This window comes from Pseudomonas sp. BF-B-15, from assembly GCF_019946675.1.
GTDB classification, from domain to species: Bacteria; Pseudomonadota; Gammaproteobacteria; order Pseudomonadales; family Pseudomonadaceae; genus Aquipseudomonas; species Aquipseudomonas migulae.
In genome coordinates this window covers 1-16803 of record NZ_JAGYFZ010000049.1, presented here as the reverse complement: position 1 = coordinate 16803, position 16803 = coordinate 1, and the positions used below count along the sequence as shown (strand labels likewise).

Sequence of the window (16803 nt, the reverse complement as noted above, 5' to 3'; positions counted from 1 at the left end):
TGGCAAGTGCTGTTTGGTGGCGCAAAGATAAGGATCCTGGCCGATGGGAAACAGAGCCAATTCAATAAAGGACTGTTGCGGGATAAGCAAAGATCACCGATTTGTAGGAGCCAGCTTGCTGGCGATCGGTCTTCAGTTTTGCGCTGTTTTCGAAGACGCCATCGCTGGCAAGCCAGCTCCTACAGGGGGGGGCGTGGGGCGAGATTTTCAGGTCTGTCAGACAGGAAGGTGAATACCGAAGGTATTCATGCCGTGGTCACTGCGCACAAACACATCCCCGCCGTGCATCAACGCAATCGCCTTGACGATCGCCAGCCCCAGGCCGTGGTTGTTGCCACTGTTGCTGCGCGACGCATCGACCCGGTAGAAGCGCTCGAACAATCGCGGCAGATGTTCGTTGGCAATCGGTGCACCGGGGTTTGCCACGCCGATGCTGACTTGATGGTCCTCGACGTCGATCTGCACCTGAATCACCTGCCCAGGCTCGGTGTGTTGCACCGCGTTGCTCAGCAAGTTGATCAGCGCCCGACGCAGATGCGCGATCTCGATCCGTACCTGCGCATCGCCACGGACCTGCACTTGAACCTGCGCGTCTTCAAGAATGAAATCCAGATACTCCAGCGTCGTCGCCACTTCATCCGCCAGCGAGGTAGACGTCAGTTTGGTCGCCTTGCTGCCCTGATCCGCACTGGCGAGGAACAGCATGTCGTTGATGATCGAACGCAGTCGCTCAAGCTCCTCAAGATTCGATTGCAGCACTTCGAAATAGTGTTCCGCCGAACGCCCGCGCGTCAGCGCAACCTGGGTCTGACCAATCAGATTGGTCAGCGGTGAGCGCAGTTCATGTGCGACGTCGGCATTGAACGACTCAAGCCGCGAGTAAGCCTGTTCGACCCGTTCCAGAGTGGAATTGAACGAGTTGACGAACTGATTGAGCTCCGGCGGCAACGACGATAAGCGCAAACGCCCGGAACGCAGCGGCGGCGCCAGGCGCTGAGCCTCCTGAGACAACTTGATCAACGGTTTGAGGCCGATCCGCGCCACCCAATAACCGAGTGCCGAGGCCAGCAGCACGCCGACAATCGCCAGGCTGATCAGCGCAATCAGCAGATGATGCTGGGTTTGAAAAAACGTCTCGGTGTCGATGCCGATCATAAAGCGCAGCGGCGGGCGTTGATCCTTGGCCGGGAACTGGCTGACCAGCACTTTCATTGGATAAGGCTGGCCCGGCAACTGCAAATCGCGCATGCCCAGCGGGCCCTCGGCGAAGGCGCGGATCTGCGGCGTCGGGTTGCCATATTCGTAGTGCGGATCGCCGCTGGTGATCCAGAAACTGATGCGTTTGTCTTCTTCGCCGAGCAGCTTGAGCTTGTTGTTGATCTTCACCCAATGCTCGGGCGTGCCGTAACGGCCGACGGTGGATTCGAGCACGCTGTAACGTGCGTCCAGTTCGGCTTCGGGCAGCAAACCCAGGCCTTTGTCGACCTGCTGATAGAGCGCCCAGCCGATCAGCAGAAACACCAAAAGCGCCACCAGCGTGAACATTCCACTGAGGCGCAGGGCAATCGAATTACTGGACACCACGGCTCTCCAGCACATAACCCATGCCACGGATCGTGTGCAGCAGTTTCTCGTCAAACGGCCCGTCGAGTTTGGCGCGCAGGCGTTTGATCGCGACTTCGACGACGTTGGCGTCGCTGTCGAAATTGATGTCCCAGACCATTTCCGCAATCGCGGTTTTCGAGAGGATTTCCCCTTGCCGGCGGGCCAGCACGCTGAGCAGCGAGAACTCCTTGGCGGTCAGGTCCAGACGCGTGCCGGCGCGGGTGGCCTTGCGGCTGATCAAATCTATCCACAGGTCGGCGATGCTCACTTGCACCGGTTCATGACCGCCGCTGCGCCGGGTCAGCGCTTGCAGACGCGCCACCAGTTCGAGGAAGGAAAACGGTTTGCCGAGGTAATCGTCGGCGCCGTCGCGCAGGCCTTTGATGCGGTCTTCGACACGCTCGCGGGCGGTGAGCATGATCACCGGGGTTTGCTTGCGCGCACGCAAGGCGCGCAGCACGCCGAAGCCGTCGAGGCCCGGCAACATCACGTCGAGGACGATCACCGCGTAGTCGCTTTCCAGCGCCAGGTGCAGGCCTTCAACGCCGTCCCGCGCCAGGTCCACGGTGTAACCCTGTTCCGTCAGGCCGCGGTGCAAATAATCCGCGGTTTTTTCCTCGTCTTCGATAATCAGAACGCGCATGACCCCGCCTCAGTCTGTGGTCGCCAGCACCGGTACGGGCGCTGGTTTTTTGGGCCGATGAAATAGTCGCTCCAGCCACAAGTATATGACCGGAGTGGTGAACAGCGTCAGCGCCTGGCTCACCAGCAAGCCGCCGACCACCGCGATCCCCAGTGGCTGGCGCAGTTCGGCGCCGGTGCCGTAGCCGAGCATCAGCGGCAGCGCGCCGAGCAGGGCGGCGAGGGTGGTCATGATGATCGGCCGGAACCGCGTGATGCAGGCCTGGAAAATCGCCTCTTCCGGCGGCAGGCCACGGTTGCGTTGGGCGTCGAGGGCGAAGTCGATCATCAGGATGCCGTTTTTCTTCACGATACCGATCAGCAACACCAGCCCGATCAACGCCATGATCGAAAAATCCTGGCCGCAAATCCACAGCATGATCACCGCCCCGAGCCCCGCCGAGGGCAGCGTCGAGATGATGGTCAACGGGTGGACGAAGCTCTCATAGAGCACGCCGAGAATGATGTACACCGCCACCAGCGCCGCCAGAATCAGCCACGGCTGGCTGGCCAGCGAACTCTGGAACGCCTGGGCCGCGCCCTGGAAGTTGCCGCTCATGGCGGCCGGCATGCCGATCTCGGCCTTGGCCTGGTTGAGCATGATCACCGCATCGCCAAGCGCCACGCCGGGCGCCAGGTTGAACGACAGGTTGGCGGCCGGGAACATCCCGTCATGGGCGATCGACAACGGGCCAACCGTCGGCGCATCGAATTTCGCCAGCGCCGACAGCGGCACCATTTCCCCACTGAGCGGCGAGCGCAGGTAGAAATAGTTGAGGCTTTCGGCCTTGCCGCGTTGCCTGGTGTCCAGTTCCAGGATCACGTTGTACTGGTTGATCTGGGTCTGGAACTCGTTGATCTGCCGCTGACCGAACGCATCGTACAGCGCTTCGTCGACATCGCTGGCAGTCAGGCCGAAACGCGCGGCGGCGCTGCGGTCGATGCTGATGTGGGTGATGCTGCCGCCCAGTTGCAGGTCGTTGGAAATGTCGCGGAACGCCGGGTTGGCGCGCAGTTTTTCCGTGAGGCGCTGGGTCCAGGTGCTTAGGGTCGCGCCGTCGTTGCTCTTGAGCACGTATTGGTACTGCGCGCGACTCGGGCCGGAGCTGAGATTGATGTCCTGGCCGGCGCGCAGGTACAGCACGATGCCCGGGACTTTCATCAGTTGCGGACGGATGCGGTCGATGAACTGGCTGGCCGAGACGTCGCGCTCGCTGCGTTTTTTCAGGGAAATCCAGAAGCGGCCGTTGGCGATGGTCTGGTTACTGCCGGAGACGCCGACGGAGTGGGAAAACGCCGCGACCGCTGGATCTGCCGCGACGATTTCCGCCATCGCCAGGTGTTTTTTCACCATGTCGCCGTAGGAAATATCGGCGGCGGCTTCGGTGGTGCCGAGGACAAAACCGGTGTCTTGCACCGGGAAGAAACCCTTCGGAATGAAGATGTAGCCGGCGATGGCCAGGGCCAGGGACATGCCGAACACCCCGATCATCAATTTCTGATGGGCGAGGGCACGGCGCAGGAGCTTTTCGTAGCCGGCCAGCAAGCGTTCGCCAAAGGTTTTTTTGCTGTGGGCGTGATGCACCGGCGCACGCATGAACAGCGCGGCGAGGGTCGGCGCCAACGTCAGCGACACCACCACTGAAATCATGATTGTAGAGGTGGCCGTCAGGGCGAATTCCTTGAACAGCCGCCCGACCACGCCGCCCATGAACAGCAGCGGAATGAACGCCGCCACCAGCGAAAAACTGATCGAGACCACGGTAAAACCAATCTCGCCGGCGCCTTTGATCGCCGCCTCGCGCATGCCGTCGCCGGCCTCCAGGTGTCGGTGAATGTTCTCCACCACGACAATCGCATCGTCGACCACGAACCCCACGGCCACCACGATCGCCACCAGCGTCAGGTTGTTCAGGCTGAAGCCCATGATGTACATCAGGGCAAAACTGGCGACCAGCGACACACCCAGCACCGCCGACACGATCAGCGTCGCCGACCACTGACGCAGGAACAGCGCCATCACCGCCACCACCAGCATGATCGCGATCAGCAGGGTGACTTCCACCTCATGCAACGAGGCGCGGATGGTCTGGGTCCGGTCAACCAGCACTTTGACCTGCACCGACGCCGGCAGCATCGCTTCGAGAGCGGGCAGGGCGGCCTGAATGCGATCCACGGTCTCGACGATGTTGGCGCCCGGTTGCCGGGAAATCACCAGGTTCACCCCGGGCTTGTCACCGGCCCAGGCTTGCACGTAGGCATCTTCCGAACCGTTGACGACTTTGGCGACATCCTTCAGGTGAACCGGTGCACCGTCCTTGTAGGAAACGATGAGCTGGCTGTACTCCTCGGGGTGGAACAACTGATCGTTGGTCGACAGCGTCGAGATGCTCGACTCACCATACAACGCACCTTTGGCCAGGTTGAGGCTGGTGTTCTGGATCGCCAGGCGAATGTCCGCCAGCGTCAGGCCGATGGCCGCGAGTTTGTCCGCCGAGGCTTGAACGCGAATCGCCGGACGTTGCTGGCCGGTGATGTTGATCTGGCCTACACCGTCGATCTGGCTGATCTGACGGGACAGCAGGGTTTCCACCAGATCGCTGAGTTCGGGGCCGGGCATCAGGGTCGAGTTGATGCTGAGAATCAGCACCGGGCTGTCGGCCGGGTTGACCTTGCGCCAGGTCGGAAGGTTCGGCATGTCCTTGGGCAGTTTGCCGGCGGCGGTGTTGATCGCGGCCTGCACTTCCTGCGCGGCGGTGTCGATGCTTTTGTCGAGGGTGAATTGCAGGGTCAGGTTGGTCGAGCCGAGGGCGCTGCTCGAGGTCATCTGGGTCACGCCGGGAATGGCGCTGAATTGCACTTCAAGCGGCGTGGCCACCGAGGAGGCCATGGTTTCCGGGCTGGCACCGGGCAGTTGCGCGGCCACCTGGATGGTCGGGAATTCGGCTTCCGGCAGCGGCGCGATGGGCAACCGTGGGAACGCAATGACGCCGAGCAATACCAGGGCAAACGTCAGCAGGATCGTCGCCACCGGATGATCGATGCACCACGCAGAAACCGAGCCGTGGCCCTTCATGGTTTCGACTCCGTTTGCACCATTTGCGCGGGGTCAGTCAGCACCTGGACCGTCGAACCGGGCTTGAGGCGCGACTGACCGTCGCTGACCAGCACGTCGCCCGGTTTCACGCCTTTGATGATGTCCTGACCGCTGCCTTGATAGACCATCTGCACCTGGACGGTTTCAACCTTGTCACCTTTGACCCGGTACACAAAGTGTTGATCGAGGCCTCGTTGTACGACGGTGGGCGGCACTACCAGCGCATCCTTTTCCAGCGCTGTCTGAATTTTTACCGTTACCAGCAGGCCCGGCCACAGTTTCTGCCCGGGGTTGTTGAATTCGGCCTTGGCGCGGATGGTCCCGGTGTTGGCGTTGATCTGGTTGTCGATCAGGGTCAGGTGGCCTTCGCCCAGCAGGTTGCCGGTTTCGCCGTCGGTGTCGGCACCGATGTAGGCCTTCACCTGGGCGTGTTCCGGATCGTTGATCAGGCCTTGCAGGGTTGGCAGCATTTGCTGTGGCAGGGAAAACTCCACGGCAATCGGGTCGATCTGCGTCACCGTGAACAAGCCTTGGGTGTCGGTCATGCGCAGGAAGTTGCCTTCGTCCACCGTACGAATCCCCACGCGACCGCTGACCGGGGAGCGAATCTGTGTGTAGGAAAGCTGCACCTGAGCGGCGTCAATCGACGCCTGATTGCCTTGGGCGGTGGCTTTGAGCTGGTTGACCAGCGCTTGTTGCTGGTCGTAAGTCTGTTTGGATACGCCGTCGTCGACGCTCAGCAGTTTGTAACGCTTGAGGTTGACCAGCGCCACTTGCAGCTGCGCCTGGCTTTCGCCGAGCTGTGCGCGGGCCTGATCCAGGCTGGCGCGGATCGAGCGATCATCGATGGTGGCGAGCAAGTCACCCTTGCTCACCAATTGACCTTCCTTGACCAGGATTCTGGTGAGGATGCCGTCGATCTGCGGACGTACCACCACGCTGTGCAGGGACAGCACCGAGCCGATGCCGCTGACGTAACGAGGGACGTCTTTTTCGGCGACGTTGACCACTCGAACCGGGATCGCCGTGGGCGCGGCGAGTCTGGCCGTGGCCGGTTTGGTGGCGTACCACACGCCCAGCGCTGCCAGGACAATCAGGAGGGCGGCGAGCAGGGCGGGTTTTTTCTGAATTCGCATGCGAGTGGGGCGCCGGGGCTGGGAGGACGGAATTTTGTCAGGGTTATACCTTCCTTTATAAACCTGTTCGCCGGTCAGGAAGGTGACTGCTAACTGACGGCGCTGTCAGTTTGGGATGTGTGGTGACTGAACTGCCGCCTTTCGCGGCTCGCTGACCGGGCCCGACTCTTTTGCATCACCCGGAGCTTTCATGACTTCCCCGACACAACCGCCGGTTGCCGACGCTTTGAGCGACGACCAGGCAGACCTGCCAGACAGCGTCGACTCCAGCGCAGACAGCGAAACCAAAGCCGCGATCCCGGCATTCAAGTTCCCGTTCAAACCGGGTGAACTGGCCGCTGCGAAAACCGCCAGCCAGCCCTGGTACAAGAACGGCGCCAAGAACGGCCACACCAAGACCCCCGGCGCAGCGCCTCCCGGCACCCGTCGTTCGATGGGCAAACGCTGAGTTTTAACGCCCCCCCGCCATTGGCCATCGGCCGCGGTTTTCAATCGCGGTGATGGCTAAGTGCTCATATCCTGAGCCAGATCAACGTTTGTGGAATCAGTGCGCTTAGAGTCAGCAGCCCTGCCGACTCTTTCCATCCAACGAGCGCGCTTTCCATGAAGATCAACCTCCCGGTGACCGGCCGTAATGTCGACGTTGCGGCTGATGCGAATATCCTCTCGACCACTGATCTGACCAGCGCGATCACCTACGCCAACGACGACTTCATCAACATCTGCGGCTACAGCCGTGAGGAGTTGCTGGGCTCGACGCACAACTTGCTGCGCCACCCGGACATGCCGGCGGCGGCTTTCGCGCATATGTGGCAGACCCTTAAAAGCGGCCGCTCATGGATGGGGCTGGTGAAAAATCGCTGCAAGAATGGCGATCACTATTGGGTGAGCGCGTATGCCACGCCGGTGACGCAGAACGGTAAAGCCGTGGAGTATCAGTCGGTCCGGACCAAACCCTCGGTGCGGCAGATCGAAGCCGCGGAAAAAGCCTACGCACAGCTTCGCAGTGGTCGTACATCACTGTGGCAGCGGCTGCCGGTGCTCGGTCCGGGTCTCAAGGTGACGGCGCTGTTCAGCGCGACATTGGCCTGCGTGGTGGGCATCGAAGCATGGCTAAACCCTTCGTCAGCCGTTTTCGGCGTACTGGCGTTTGTCGTGGGCAGTGGTTTGGCAGCGGTCGGAACCGGATTCATGTTGCGTCCGCTGAAAGCGTTGACCGAGCGCGCCCGGCAGATTGCCGACAACCCGTTGAGTCAGGCTGTTTACACCGGTCGCCGCGATCAGTTCGGCCAGATCGAGTTTGCCTTCCAGATGCTCGAAGCGCAGATCGGCGCGGTGGTGGGGCGCATCGGCGATGCGTCGCAGCGCCTGGCCGGGCACGCGGCGGAACTGGTCGAACACCTGCAAGGCAGTCATAACAGCACGCTGGCCCAGCAGGCGGAAACCGATCAGGTGGCGGCGGCGATTCACCAGATGTCTGCCAGCGTGGCCGAGGTTGCCGGTCATGCGCAGCAGGCGTCCCAGGCGGCCGACCTGGCCGGCAACGAAACCCGTGAAGGTCATCAATTGGTGAGTGAAAGTCGCCATGCGGTGCTGCGTCTGGCCGAGGAGCTGGCGCGCGCCACCGAGGTGATTCATCAACTGGAGGGGCACAGCAGCGAGATTACCGGCGTGCTGGATGTGATTCGCAGCATCGCCGAGCAAACCAATCTGCTGGCCCTCAACGCGGCCATCGAAGCGGCGCGTGCCGGGGATGCCGGGCGCGGTTTCGCGGTGGTGGCCGATGAAGTCCGTGGCCTGGCCCAGCGTACCCAGCAATCGACCAACGAGATTCAGCGCATGATCAGCACCCTGCAAAACGGCACGCGGGACGCGGTGGTGGTGATGCAACAAAGCAGTGAACAGGTGGACAACAGCGTCGAACAGGCCCGACGCGCCGCCGATTCGCTGGACGCGATCAGTCGGCGGGTCAATCAGATCACGCAAATGAGCCTGCAAATCGCTTCGGCGGTGGAAGAGCAGAGCAGCGTCAGCGAAGACATCAACCGCAACATCATCAGTATTCGCTCAGCCTGCGAGGTCACGGTCAGTGAGGGGCAGCAAAGCCAGGCGAATTCCACCGATGTGGCGGGGCTGGCGGGGGACTTGCGGTTGTTGGCGCAAGAGTTTTGGCGAGCCCGCCGTTAAGCCGCGCGCAACGAAATGAAGGCATAGTTGAGCGGCGTCTCGGTGGCCACGTGCGCACCCGCCGCCAACACTTGCCCGGCGATGTCGTCACCCGATACGTGGAACTGCCAGTCACTGTCCGATCCTGTCAGCGGCTGTTGTGCCACCTGATCGATGACTGTGGCGAACGCGCTCATGTCCGGCAGATACGCAGTGAATCCATCGCCCTTCAGGGCCGTGGTCCGAATCCCCAGTGAGGCGCAAATCGCATCTTTGGTGCGGATATCGTCGCGATCCGCCTGACGGGAACGCTGGATGAGTCCTGCGAGCTCGTGATCGACCAATTCACCGCCAACGATCAGATCCGGGCCTTTTTCCCACGATTCCGGCGGGCATTCCTTGATCGCCGGGTTGAGGGGGATGTGCGGATTGATTTCCATCGGATAGATGCGGCACACCAGCGGCCGGCGTTCGTAGATGCGGCAGAGGTTGTCTTCGTCAAGATTCCGGCAGGGACCGACGTTGTACGCCGCAAACGTGATGGCCACGTAGGCCTCGCAGTCGCCGCTTTGAACCACCACCGAGCGGCGCTCGGCATGTTCGCGTTGCTGCATCGGCAGGCCGAGGCCATTACCGAGGAAGCCTTCCACCAGCACGATCACCTGACCGCCGTCGGCCGCCCACATCCGGGCTTCGGCCAGGGTCAGGGGGACGTGATGGTCATTGCAGCATTTGCCGCAACCTACGCAGGAAAACGTTGTATTCATTGAAAGATCAGTCGCTTGTCAGGGCCCGAAATGGCGACAGAATGCCACCGCAGAAGTCAGCGACGAAGCAAGTTATGCGCCATTTACCGGGATTTGGCGGGTAGGCGGATGGAGTCCCATTCGGTCACGTAGGCGGTTTTGCTTTTTTTGTTGTAGAGGCACAGCTCGGTGCCTTGCTGGCCTTTCATGTGTTTTTGCGGGTAGCGGCCTTGCAGGAGCACGGCGGTGTAGTCGACACGGTCATCGAACTGTGCGGCTTTGCCGACGGGGGAAGCGTCCGTCAGGCCGCTGGCCTTGATGCAACTGGCAAGCATGGCTTTGTCGAAAGCGGCCCAGGCGTCTGGGGTGGAGGCGTGGGTTTGGGTGGCGAGGGCGGTGAGGCAGAGGAAGGTGAGAGTGGTGGCTTTCATGGGTCAGGCATCCTTGGGCATGGGTGGGCCGAGTATGCCTGATGGGATGAGGTTGAATGTGTCGGCCCCTTCGCGGGCAAGCCTCGCTCCTACAGGTACGGTGATCACAATGTAGGAGCGAGGCTTGCCCGCGAAGGCGATGTATCAGGCCGGAACCGGCTCCCGGCGGACCACGATCATCCCGGCACTTTCATACAACCGCTGCGCCCGAAGGTTGTCTTCCAATACCTTCAAATCCACAAAACCTTCGCGACGCTGCTGAAACACGTTGAATGCATTCAACAACAACGCCCGGCCCAAACCCTGACCCTGGGCTCGCGGGTGCACGACCAGATTCTTGATGTAGGCGCTGGTCCAGCACTGGCATACACCCACGATACCGTCGGTATCCTGCGCAATGAAGCACAGGGAGGGATCGTATTCAGGGTCCGTCTCAAACCGCTGTTGCCAGATATCCAATGCCGGTACGCGCCCGCCACCGTCCAGATAACCCAGCTCCATCAAACGATGAACGTCTTCTGCCAGTTCTGGACGATATTCGTGCAGGACAATGCCCTGGGGCCAAGTGATTGCGGGCACAACCTCCGCCAGGTTGCGCCGCATCAGAAAACAAAAAGCCTCGGCCAACTCAGTGACCTTGTTCGGCGACCGCCTTGGCCGCTTCGATCAGGCACTTGGTCAGGTCCGGCGAAGAGAACTTGGTCAGCACCGCGTTGGCGCCGGCCAGACGCGCTTTTTCGCTGTTCATCGCGCTGTCCAGCGAGGTGTGCAGCAGTACATACAGGTGCGCAAAATCCGGGGTTTCGCGCAGGGTGCGGGTGAAGGCGTAGCCGTCCATCTCTGACATTTCGATGTCTGAAACAATCAGGTTGATCTGCTGGGCGGTGCCTTGCAGGTCCAGCAGGCAATCGATGGCTTCCTTGGCACTGCGCGCGGTATGGCATTGCAGGCCGAGGTTGCGCAGGGTGTGCACCGATTGCTGCAGGGCCACCTGGCTGTCGTCGACCACCAGGATGCGCGCGTTGCCGAGCACTTCCGCGTCTTCCATGCTCAGTTCGGTCGGGGCCGTTTCGATCTGCGCCGGGGCGATGCCGTGGATGACCTTTTCGATGTCCAGCACCTGCACCAGCGTGCCGTCGACCGAGGTCACGCCAGTGATGTACGAGCGCACACCGCCGGAGCCGAAGGGCGGAGGACGGATGTCGGTGGTCAGGCAGTGGACGATCTTGCTCACCGCCTGAACGTGCAGGCCCTGTTTGGAGCGGCTGACGTCGGTGACGATCAGGCAGCCGCCGTTCGGGTCTTCCAGCGGCCGCTCGCCGATCGCACGGCTCAGGTCGATCACCGACAACGACGCGCCGCGCAGGGTGGCGATGCCTTTGACGTGAGGATGCGACTCCGGCAGCTTGGTCAGCGGCGGGCAGGGGATGATTTCACTGACCTTGAGCAGGTTGATCGCCATCAACTTGCCGCTGCGCAAGGTAAACAGCAGAAGCGAAAGTGAATCTGCGCGGGCTTTGGTGGAGGACATAAAAACCTTCTGTGGAAAAAGGTGATGGGCGAATGGAAGTCGCCAAAAGCTATCGATGCCGGGTTATCGACTTGATGGGGGCAGGCTTTAGGCTAAATGCCGATGCAATCGAAATGCTACCCCGAACCTGTAGGAGCCAGCTTGCTGGCGATAGCATTTCCGCGGTCAGTCAGACAAACCACGGCGATACCATCGCCAGCAAGCTGGCTCCTACAAAAGCGTTCATTTCATGCCCAATCTTTTGGCCATCCGCCCAAGATTCGCCCGATCCAAGCCTAGCTCACGCGCCGCGCTCGCCCAGTTACTGTGGTGCCGATCCAGGCACGCGCTGATCAATTGCCGCTGATAACTTTCAGTCGCCTCGCGCAAATCCCCTGACACCAACGTCACTGGAGTCGCGGTCGGCGACTCGGGCGTTACCTCAACGCTGCCGCTGGGCAAATCCAGATCCGCCGCACTCAAGCTGAGAATCTTTGGCCGTTCCCTGCAGTTACCCAGCGCTTTCAACGCGCTGCGCCCAATCAAATGCTCCAGCTCCCGCACATTGCCCGGCCAGTCATACGCCAGCAACGATGCCTGGGCATCGCTGTTCAGGCGCAGGCTGTTGAGGCCCATGCGCGAACGGTTCTGCTCCAGGAAGAAACCGCTGAGCAGCAACACATCCCGCCCGCGATCCCGCAGGGCCGGCACCAATAGCGGGTAAACGCTCAACCGGTGGTAGAAGTCGGCACGATAACGGCCACTGCGCACTTCTTCGGCCAGGTCGCGATTGGTCGCGGCGATGAGCCGCACATCGACTTGATGTTCCTTGTCCGAACCCAGTCGCTGCAATTGACCGCTTTGCAGCACGCGCAGCAATTTGGCCTGCACCGTCAGCGACAGTTCGCCGACTTCATCGAGAAACAGCGTGCCGCCATTGGCCAGTTCGAATTTGCCGCGACGGTCGCTGGTTGCCCCGGTGAAGGCGCCGCGCACATGGCCGAACAGTTCGCTTTCCACCAGCGTGTCCGGCAGCGCGGCGCAGTTGAGGCTGATGATCGGCTTGTCGGCCCGGGGCGAGGCGGCGTGAATCGCCTGAGCCACCAGTTCCTTGCCGACCCCGGTTTCGCCGGTGATCAACACGGTCAGGTCACTGCCGCCGACCAGGCTGATCTCTTCCACCAAGCGTTTATGGGCCTTGCTCTGACCGATCATTTCGCGGTTCTGCTGGCCGCTGGCCTGTCGGTACACCTCGGCGCGTTGATGCTCGTCTTCGACACGATTGGCCAGCCGTTCGATGCGCTCGGCGGCATTGACCGTGGCGGCGGCAAGGCTGGCGAAGGCTTGCAGGGCGTCCAGTTCGATCGGTTCCAAGCGTTCCGGGTCGAGGGCGTCGAGGGTCAGCAAACCCCACGGACGTTCGTCGATAAACAGCGGGCAACCCATGCAGTCATGGACTTCAAGGTGATCGTCGAGGCCATCGACCAGTCCGTCATAAGGATCGGGCATGTCGCTGTCGGCGGCGAAACGGGTCGGGCCGGGGCTACTGAGCAGGGCTTCGAAGCGCGGGTGTTCGCTGACCTTGAAGCGTCGGCCGAGGGTGTCGGTGCTCAAGCCGTCGACGGCCAGCGGCACCAGCCACTCGCCATCGAGGCGCAGCAGTGCGGCGGCGTCGCAGGGAAGCAAGGCGCGCATGGCTTCGAGCAGGCGCCGATAGCGCTCGCCCTCGGGGAGTTCGCGGGACAGGTCCGAGACCAGGGGAAGCAGTGTGGTGAGCAAGGATTTTGCAGTCATAGTGACTCCGTGTAGTCGGTATGACTATAAGGTAGGGGGTGTCGTTATGACTAGAATGTTTTTAACTTGTTGATTTGTAACGATTAAATAACTGGCACGGAAACTGATAGGCATAGGGCAGTCAGTTAGAAAACCAAGTCGTTCAGGAGTCACCTTATGCTTAGCGTTCAAGACCGTGCAATCGTCAAATCCACTGTACCGTTGCTGGAAAGCGGCGGCGAAGCATTGATCACGCATTTTTACCGCATGATGCTCTCCGAATACCCGGAAGTCCGCCCGCTGTTCAACCAGGCGCACCAGGCCACCGGTGATCAACCTCGCGCCCTGGCCAACGGCGTGTTGATGTATGCGCGCCACATCGATCAGCTCGACCAATTGGGCGACCTGGTGGCCAAAATCATCAACAAGCACGTGGCGCTGCAAATCCTCCCGGAACACTACCCGATTGTCGGCACCTGCCTGTTGCGTGCGATTTCCGAAGTGTTGGGTGACGAGATTGCCACGCCGGAAGTGATGAGTGCCTGGGGCGCGGCGTACGGTCAACTGGCCGAGATCCTGATCGGCGCTGAAACCAGCATCTACGACCAGAAAGAACAGGCCCCGGGCGGCTGGCGCGGTGCGCGGGAGTTCATCGTTGCGGCCAAGGTCGAGGAAAGCGCGGAAATCATTTCGTTCTACTTCGAACCGGCAGACAAAGGTCCGATACTCGCGGCAGAACCCGGCCAGTACATCGGCATGAAACTGATCCTCGATGGCGAAGAGATTCGTCGTAACTATTCGCTGTCGGCCCTGGCGAACAAAGGTCAGTACCGCATCAGCGTCAAGCGTGAACACGGTGGCCGCGCCTCGAACCATTTGCATGATCAACTGCACGTAGGCGCCAGCATTCAACTGTTCCCGCCATCGGGCGAATTCACCCTGAGCGACAGCGATAAACCGTTGGTGCTGATCAGCGGCGGCGTTGGTATTACCCCGACCCTGGCCATGCTCGAAGCGGCACTGGAAACCAAGCGGCCGGTGCATTTTATCCACTGCGCACGCAATGGCAGCGTTCACGCGTTCCGTGACTGGATTGATGGATTGGCTGAGCGTCACCCGCAACTCAAGCGTTTCTACTGCTACGACGAAGATGACGGCGTGAGCCCGGCGGCGCACAAGGTCGGGTTGTTGAGTCAGGAACAACTGGGTGAGTGGTTGCCACAGCAGCGCGATCTGGATGCGTACTTCCTGGGGCCTAAAGGCTTCATGGCGGCGGTGAAACGTCACCTGAAAGCCTTGGGTGTGCCGGAGAAGCAAAGCCGCTACGAGTTCTTCGGCCCGGCTTCGGCGTTGGAATAAACACAAAACCCGTAGGAGCAAGGCTTGCCTGCGAAGGCGTCTTTGAGATCGCCTTCGCCGGCAAGCCGTGCTCCTACAGATTTGGGGACGCATCAGAGTTGTGTGACTGGCGCAGAACCTTGTAGGAGCCGGCTTGCCGGCGATGGTGTCTTCAAAATCGCCATCGCCAGCAAGCTGGCTCCTACAGGTTTTTGGGGGGGGCTCAACATCGTGTGGTTTGCGCAGAACCTTGTAGGAGCTGGCTTGCCGGCGATGGCGATCTTGAAGACGCCTTCGCAGGCAAGCCGTGCTCCTACAGGGCGTGTGTCGCTGGCAATCCGGGGTGTTTCAGCCTTTCAATTCTTTCAAATGCTTGTACACCGTCGCCCGTCCCATGTTCAGCACGTTGGCCACATAGTTCGAGGCGCTTTTGCCTTTGAAGGCGCCTTCGGCGTGCAGGGCTAGTACCAGTTCGCGTTTGTGGTCGCGGGTCAGCAGGTTCAGGCTCAGTTGACGTTCGCGCAGCCAGCCGTGAAGGAAGGTATTGATGCGCTCCTGCCAGTCATCGCGGAACAGTGAGTCCGGTTGCGGGATCAGCTTGCTCGGCGACAGGAACAGGTCCAGCGCGGCCTTGGCATTTTCGAACAACGAAATATTCAGGTTGATGCACAACACCGCCAGCGGATGACCGTCGCTGTCGCGCAGCACGCTGCTCAAGCTGCGAATTTTCTGACCATCCCAGTTCAACTTTTCGTACGGCCCGATGTTTCGTTCGCTGATGTCATCGCTGAGCATGTCTTCCAGCGCCGAGTCGTCACCCACTTCCCGTTTCGACAGGTTGTTGGCGATGTAGTCGACTTTCTGTGTGCGCAGATCGTGCAGCACCACCTCGGCGTGGGGGAAGAACAACGTGGCGATGGCATCGGCGATCGCGCGGAAGTTGTCCAGGGCCGGGTCTTTTACAGGTGCGTTCATACAATGGAGCTCCAGGCAGCGTCAGCGCCCTGCAAAAAGGGCGCTGGAAGTTTGCCGTAATCGTGTCGACACGTCACCTGAGGACGCCGGTCAGCCCAGGCGAGCAGGGGACAGCATCCCGGCGTCCAGGCCAAAACGCTTGAGTTGCTCGGGCAGTGCTTCGCCGCGTACCAGCGCGGCGCTGGCCTGGCCCATGGCGGGTGAAGTCTGGATGCCGTAACCGCCTTGCGCCGCAACCCAGAACAGCCCCGGCACCTGCAGATCGAAACCGGACAGCAAATCGCCATCGGCGACGAAGCTGCGCAGGCCGGCCCAGGTGCGGGTCGGGCGGCGGATGGTCAGGGTGGTGGCTTCTTCGATCTGGTAGATGCCCATGGCGATGTCCAGTTCTTCGGGCTGCACGTCGTGTGGTTCAACCGGGTCGGCATTGGCCGGCGAGCCAAGGAACATGCCGGCGTCCGGCTTCATGTAGAACGACTCGTCGAGGCTGACCAGCATCGGCCAATGGTGGATGTCCGCGCCTTCCGGCCCGGCGAAGATGAATGCTGCACGGCGTTTCGGTTGCAGGCCCAGCGGCTTCGCGCCGGCCAGTTCGCCGATCTTGTCGGCCCAGGCGCCGGCAGCGTTGATGATGACCGGGGCGCTGAAGGTCTGGCTGTTGGTTTGAACCTGCCACACACCTTCGCCGTCGCGGGTCAGGCTCAGGACTTCAGTGTCGGTATGCACTTCACTTTTATTGCGTCGGATGCCACGCAGGTAACCCTGGTGCAAGGCGTCGGTGTCGATGTCGCTGGCGGTCGGATCGTAGATCGCGCCGTGGACTTTTTCCCGGCGCAGGATTGGCAGGCGCGCGCAGGCCTCGTCGGCGCTGAGCAGTTGCATCTCTGGCACCGTGGCTTTGGCGCTCAGGTATTGGTTGTTGAGCTCGGCCGGGTCGCCGGTGAAGTCCACGGTCATTTCGCCGCGCGGGGTCAGCAACGGGTGTTCGCAGAAGCCGGCAGGCGGGGCGTCGAAGAAATCGCGACTGGCCTGGGTCAGCGCCCGGACCTGCGGTGTGCCGTAAGCGGCGGTGAATAGCGCCGCCGAGCGTCCGGTGGAGTGGTAGGCCGGATGGGATTCGCGTTCGAGCACGATCACTCGGGCGTGCTGCGACAGCCAGAAACCGGTGGAAGCGCCGGCGATCCCGCCGCCGATGATGATGAAGTCTGCCTGGCTCATGAATGTCTCCTGTCGAGCGCAAATGCCAATAGTGTCGGTGCCCCCTGTAGGAGCGAGGCTTGCCCGCGAAGGCGGTGTGTCATTCTCAATATATGTTTAATGACACACCGCCTTCGCGGGCAAGCCT

The 16803-nt window shown here is 61.2% G+C and carries 14 protein-coding genes and 1 pseudogene; 4 read left to right on the top strand and 11 right to left on the bottom strand.

Going from position 1 to position 16803, the window contains the following annotated elements:
• Positions 1-216 precede the first annotated feature (216 nt).
• Genes KGA97_RS16925 through KGA97_RS16910 form a run of 4 tightly spaced genes read right to left on the bottom strand, consistent with a single transcriptional unit; the run spans position 217 to position 6519 of the window.
• The gene (locus KGA97_RS16925) at positions 217-1581 is read right to left on the bottom strand and encodes a heavy metal sensor histidine kinase (RefSeq protein ID WP_008032291.1); all 1365 of its coding nucleotides are present in this window, start codon (positions 1579-1581) and stop codon (positions 217-219) included.
• Positions 1571-2248, bottom strand: a complete 678-nt coding sequence (locus KGA97_RS16920; protein ID WP_007916978.1) for a heavy metal response regulator transcription factor — start codon at positions 2246-2248, stop codon at positions 1571-1573. The genes KGA97_RS16925 and KGA97_RS16920 overlap by 11 nt, the downstream gene beginning before the upstream one ends.
• A 9-nt stretch (positions 2249-2257) precedes the next feature.
• Complete coding sequence (locus KGA97_RS16915; protein ID WP_008037306.1) at positions 2258-5362, bottom strand: multidrug efflux RND transporter permease subunit; 3105 nt, start codon at positions 5360-5362, stop codon at positions 2258-2260.
• Positions 5359-6519, bottom strand: coding sequence for an efflux RND transporter periplasmic adaptor subunit (locus tag KGA97_RS16910; protein WP_223481133.1), 1161 nt, complete (start codon positions 6517-6519; stop codon positions 5359-5361). The genes KGA97_RS16915 and KGA97_RS16910 overlap by 4 nt, the downstream gene beginning before the upstream one ends.
• A 190-nt stretch (positions 6520-6709) precedes the next feature.
• Here KGA97_RS16910 and KGA97_RS16905 point away from each other — a divergent pair, with 190 nt between their 5' ends.
• From KGA97_RS16905 to KGA97_RS16900, 3 genes and pseudogenes are all read left to right on the top strand, one after another.
• Positions 6710-6967, top strand: a complete 258-nt coding sequence (locus KGA97_RS16905; RefSeq protein ID WP_008026610.1) for a hypothetical protein — start codon at positions 6710-6712, stop codon at positions 6965-6967.
• A gap of 155 nt (positions 6968-7122) precedes the next feature.
• Positions 7123-7404 (top strand): annotated as a pseudogene (locus KGA97_RS29605) (PAS domain-containing protein); the annotation flags it as partial.
• Between the two features lie 258 nt (positions 7405-7662).
• Entirely contained in the window at positions 7663-8706 is a 1044-nt protein-coding gene (locus tag KGA97_RS16900; protein ID WP_404943255.1) for a methyl-accepting chemotaxis protein, read from the top strand.
• Here the strand turns inward: KGA97_RS16900 and KGA97_RS16895 are convergent.
• The 5 genes from KGA97_RS16895 to norR all read right to left on the bottom strand — a co-directional run bounded on the left by KGA97_RS16895 (position 8703) and on the right by norR (position 13166).
• Entirely contained in the window at positions 8703-9452 is a 750-nt protein-coding gene (locus KGA97_RS16895) for a YkgJ family cysteine cluster protein (RefSeq protein ID WP_223481132.1), read from the bottom strand. The genes KGA97_RS16900 and KGA97_RS16895 overlap by 4 nt on opposite strands.
• A gap of 83 nt (positions 9453-9535) precedes the next feature.
• Positions 9536-9862: a hypothetical protein gene (locus tag KGA97_RS16890; RefSeq protein WP_223481131.1), complete on the bottom strand. Its 327-nt coding sequence runs from the start codon at positions 9860-9862 to the stop codon at positions 9536-9538.
• 144 nt (positions 9863-10006) lie between these two features.
• Entirely contained in the window at positions 10007-10465 is a 459-nt protein-coding gene (locus KGA97_RS16885; RefSeq protein WP_192228975.1) for a GNAT family N-acetyltransferase, read from the bottom strand.
• Positions 10466-10490: 25 nt separating this feature from the next.
• Positions 10491-11393 (bottom strand): chemotaxis protein CheV, encoded by a 903-nt coding sequence (locus tag KGA97_RS16880; protein WP_008026621.1) that lies wholly within the window; start codon positions 11391-11393, stop codon positions 10491-10493.
• A 222-nt stretch (positions 11394-11615) separates the two neighbouring features.
• A complete protein-coding gene (gene norR, locus KGA97_RS16875; RefSeq protein ID WP_223481130.1) occupies positions 11616-13166 on the bottom strand; it encodes a nitric oxide reductase transcriptional regulator NorR in 1551 nt (516 codons plus the stop codon).
• A gap of 156 nt (positions 13167-13322) precedes the next feature.
• Between norR and hmpA the strand changes: the two genes are divergently transcribed.
• Positions 13323-14504: an NO-inducible flavohemoprotein gene (gene hmpA / locus KGA97_RS16870; protein WP_223481129.1), complete on the top strand. Its 1182-nt coding sequence runs from the start codon at positions 13323-13325 to the stop codon at positions 14502-14504.
• Between the two features lie 327 nt (positions 14505-14831).
• Here the strand turns inward: hmpA and KGA97_RS16865 are convergent, their stop codons facing one another.
• Positions 14832-15458, bottom strand: a complete 627-nt coding sequence (locus KGA97_RS16865) for a transcriptional regulator (protein ID WP_008026625.1) — start codon at positions 15456-15458, stop codon at positions 14832-14834.
• Positions 15459-15548: 90 nt separating this feature from the next.
• On the bottom strand, positions 15549-16676 hold the full coding sequence (locus KGA97_RS16860) for an NAD(P)/FAD-dependent oxidoreductase (protein WP_192228978.1): 1128 nt from the start codon (positions 16674-16676) through the stop codon (positions 15549-15551).
• Positions 16677-16803: the final 127 nt, after the last annotated feature.

What these genes read in the sequence shown, in the direction of transcription:
- KGA97_RS16910 (WP_223481133.1), bottom strand. Translation starts at nt 6,519, where the DNA reads ATGCGAATTCAGAAAAAACCCGCCCTGCTCGCCGCCCTCCTGATTGTC.
- hmpA (WP_223481129.1), top strand. Translation starts at nt 13,323, where the DNA reads ATGCTTAGCGTTCAAGACCGTGCAATCGTCAAATCCACTGTACCGTTG.
- KGA97_RS16890 (WP_223481131.1), bottom strand. Translation starts at nt 9,862, where the DNA reads ATGAAAGCCACCACTCTCACCTTCCTCTGCCTCACCGCCCTCGCCACC.
- KGA97_RS16865 (WP_008026625.1), bottom strand. Translation starts at nt 15,458, where the DNA reads ATGAACGCACCTGTAAAAGACCCGGCCCTGGACAACTTCCGCGCGATC.
- KGA97_RS16895 (WP_223481132.1), bottom strand. Translation starts at nt 9,452, where the DNA reads ATGAATACAACGTTTTCCTGCGTAGGTTGCGGCAAATGCTGCAATGAC.
- norR (WP_223481130.1), bottom strand. Translation starts at nt 13,166, where the DNA reads ATGACTGCAAAATCCTTGCTCACCACACTGCTTCCCCTGGTCTCGGAC.
- KGA97_RS16920 (WP_007916978.1), bottom strand. Translation starts at nt 2,248, where the DNA reads ATGCGCGTTCTGATTATCGAAGACGAGGAAAAAACCGCGGATTATTTG.
- KGA97_RS16880 (WP_008026621.1), bottom strand. Translation starts at nt 11,393, where the DNA reads ATGTCCTCCACCAAAGCCCGCGCAGATTCACTTTCGCTTCTGCTGTTT.
- KGA97_RS16885 (WP_192228975.1), bottom strand. Translation starts at nt 10,465, where the DNA reads ATGCGGCGCAACCTGGCGGAGGTTGTGCCCGCAATCACTTGGCCCCAG.
- KGA97_RS16915 (WP_008037306.1), bottom strand. Translation starts at nt 5,362, where the DNA reads ATGAAGGGCCACGGCTCGGTTTCTGCGTGGTGCATCGATCATCCGGTG.
- KGA97_RS16860 (WP_192228978.1), bottom strand. Translation starts at nt 16,676, where the DNA reads ATGAGCCAGGCAGACTTCATCATCATCGGCGGCGGGATCGCCGGCGCT.
- KGA97_RS16905 (WP_008026610.1), top strand. Translation starts at nt 6,710, where the DNA reads ATGACTTCCCCGACACAACCGCCGGTTGCCGACGCTTTGAGCGACGAC.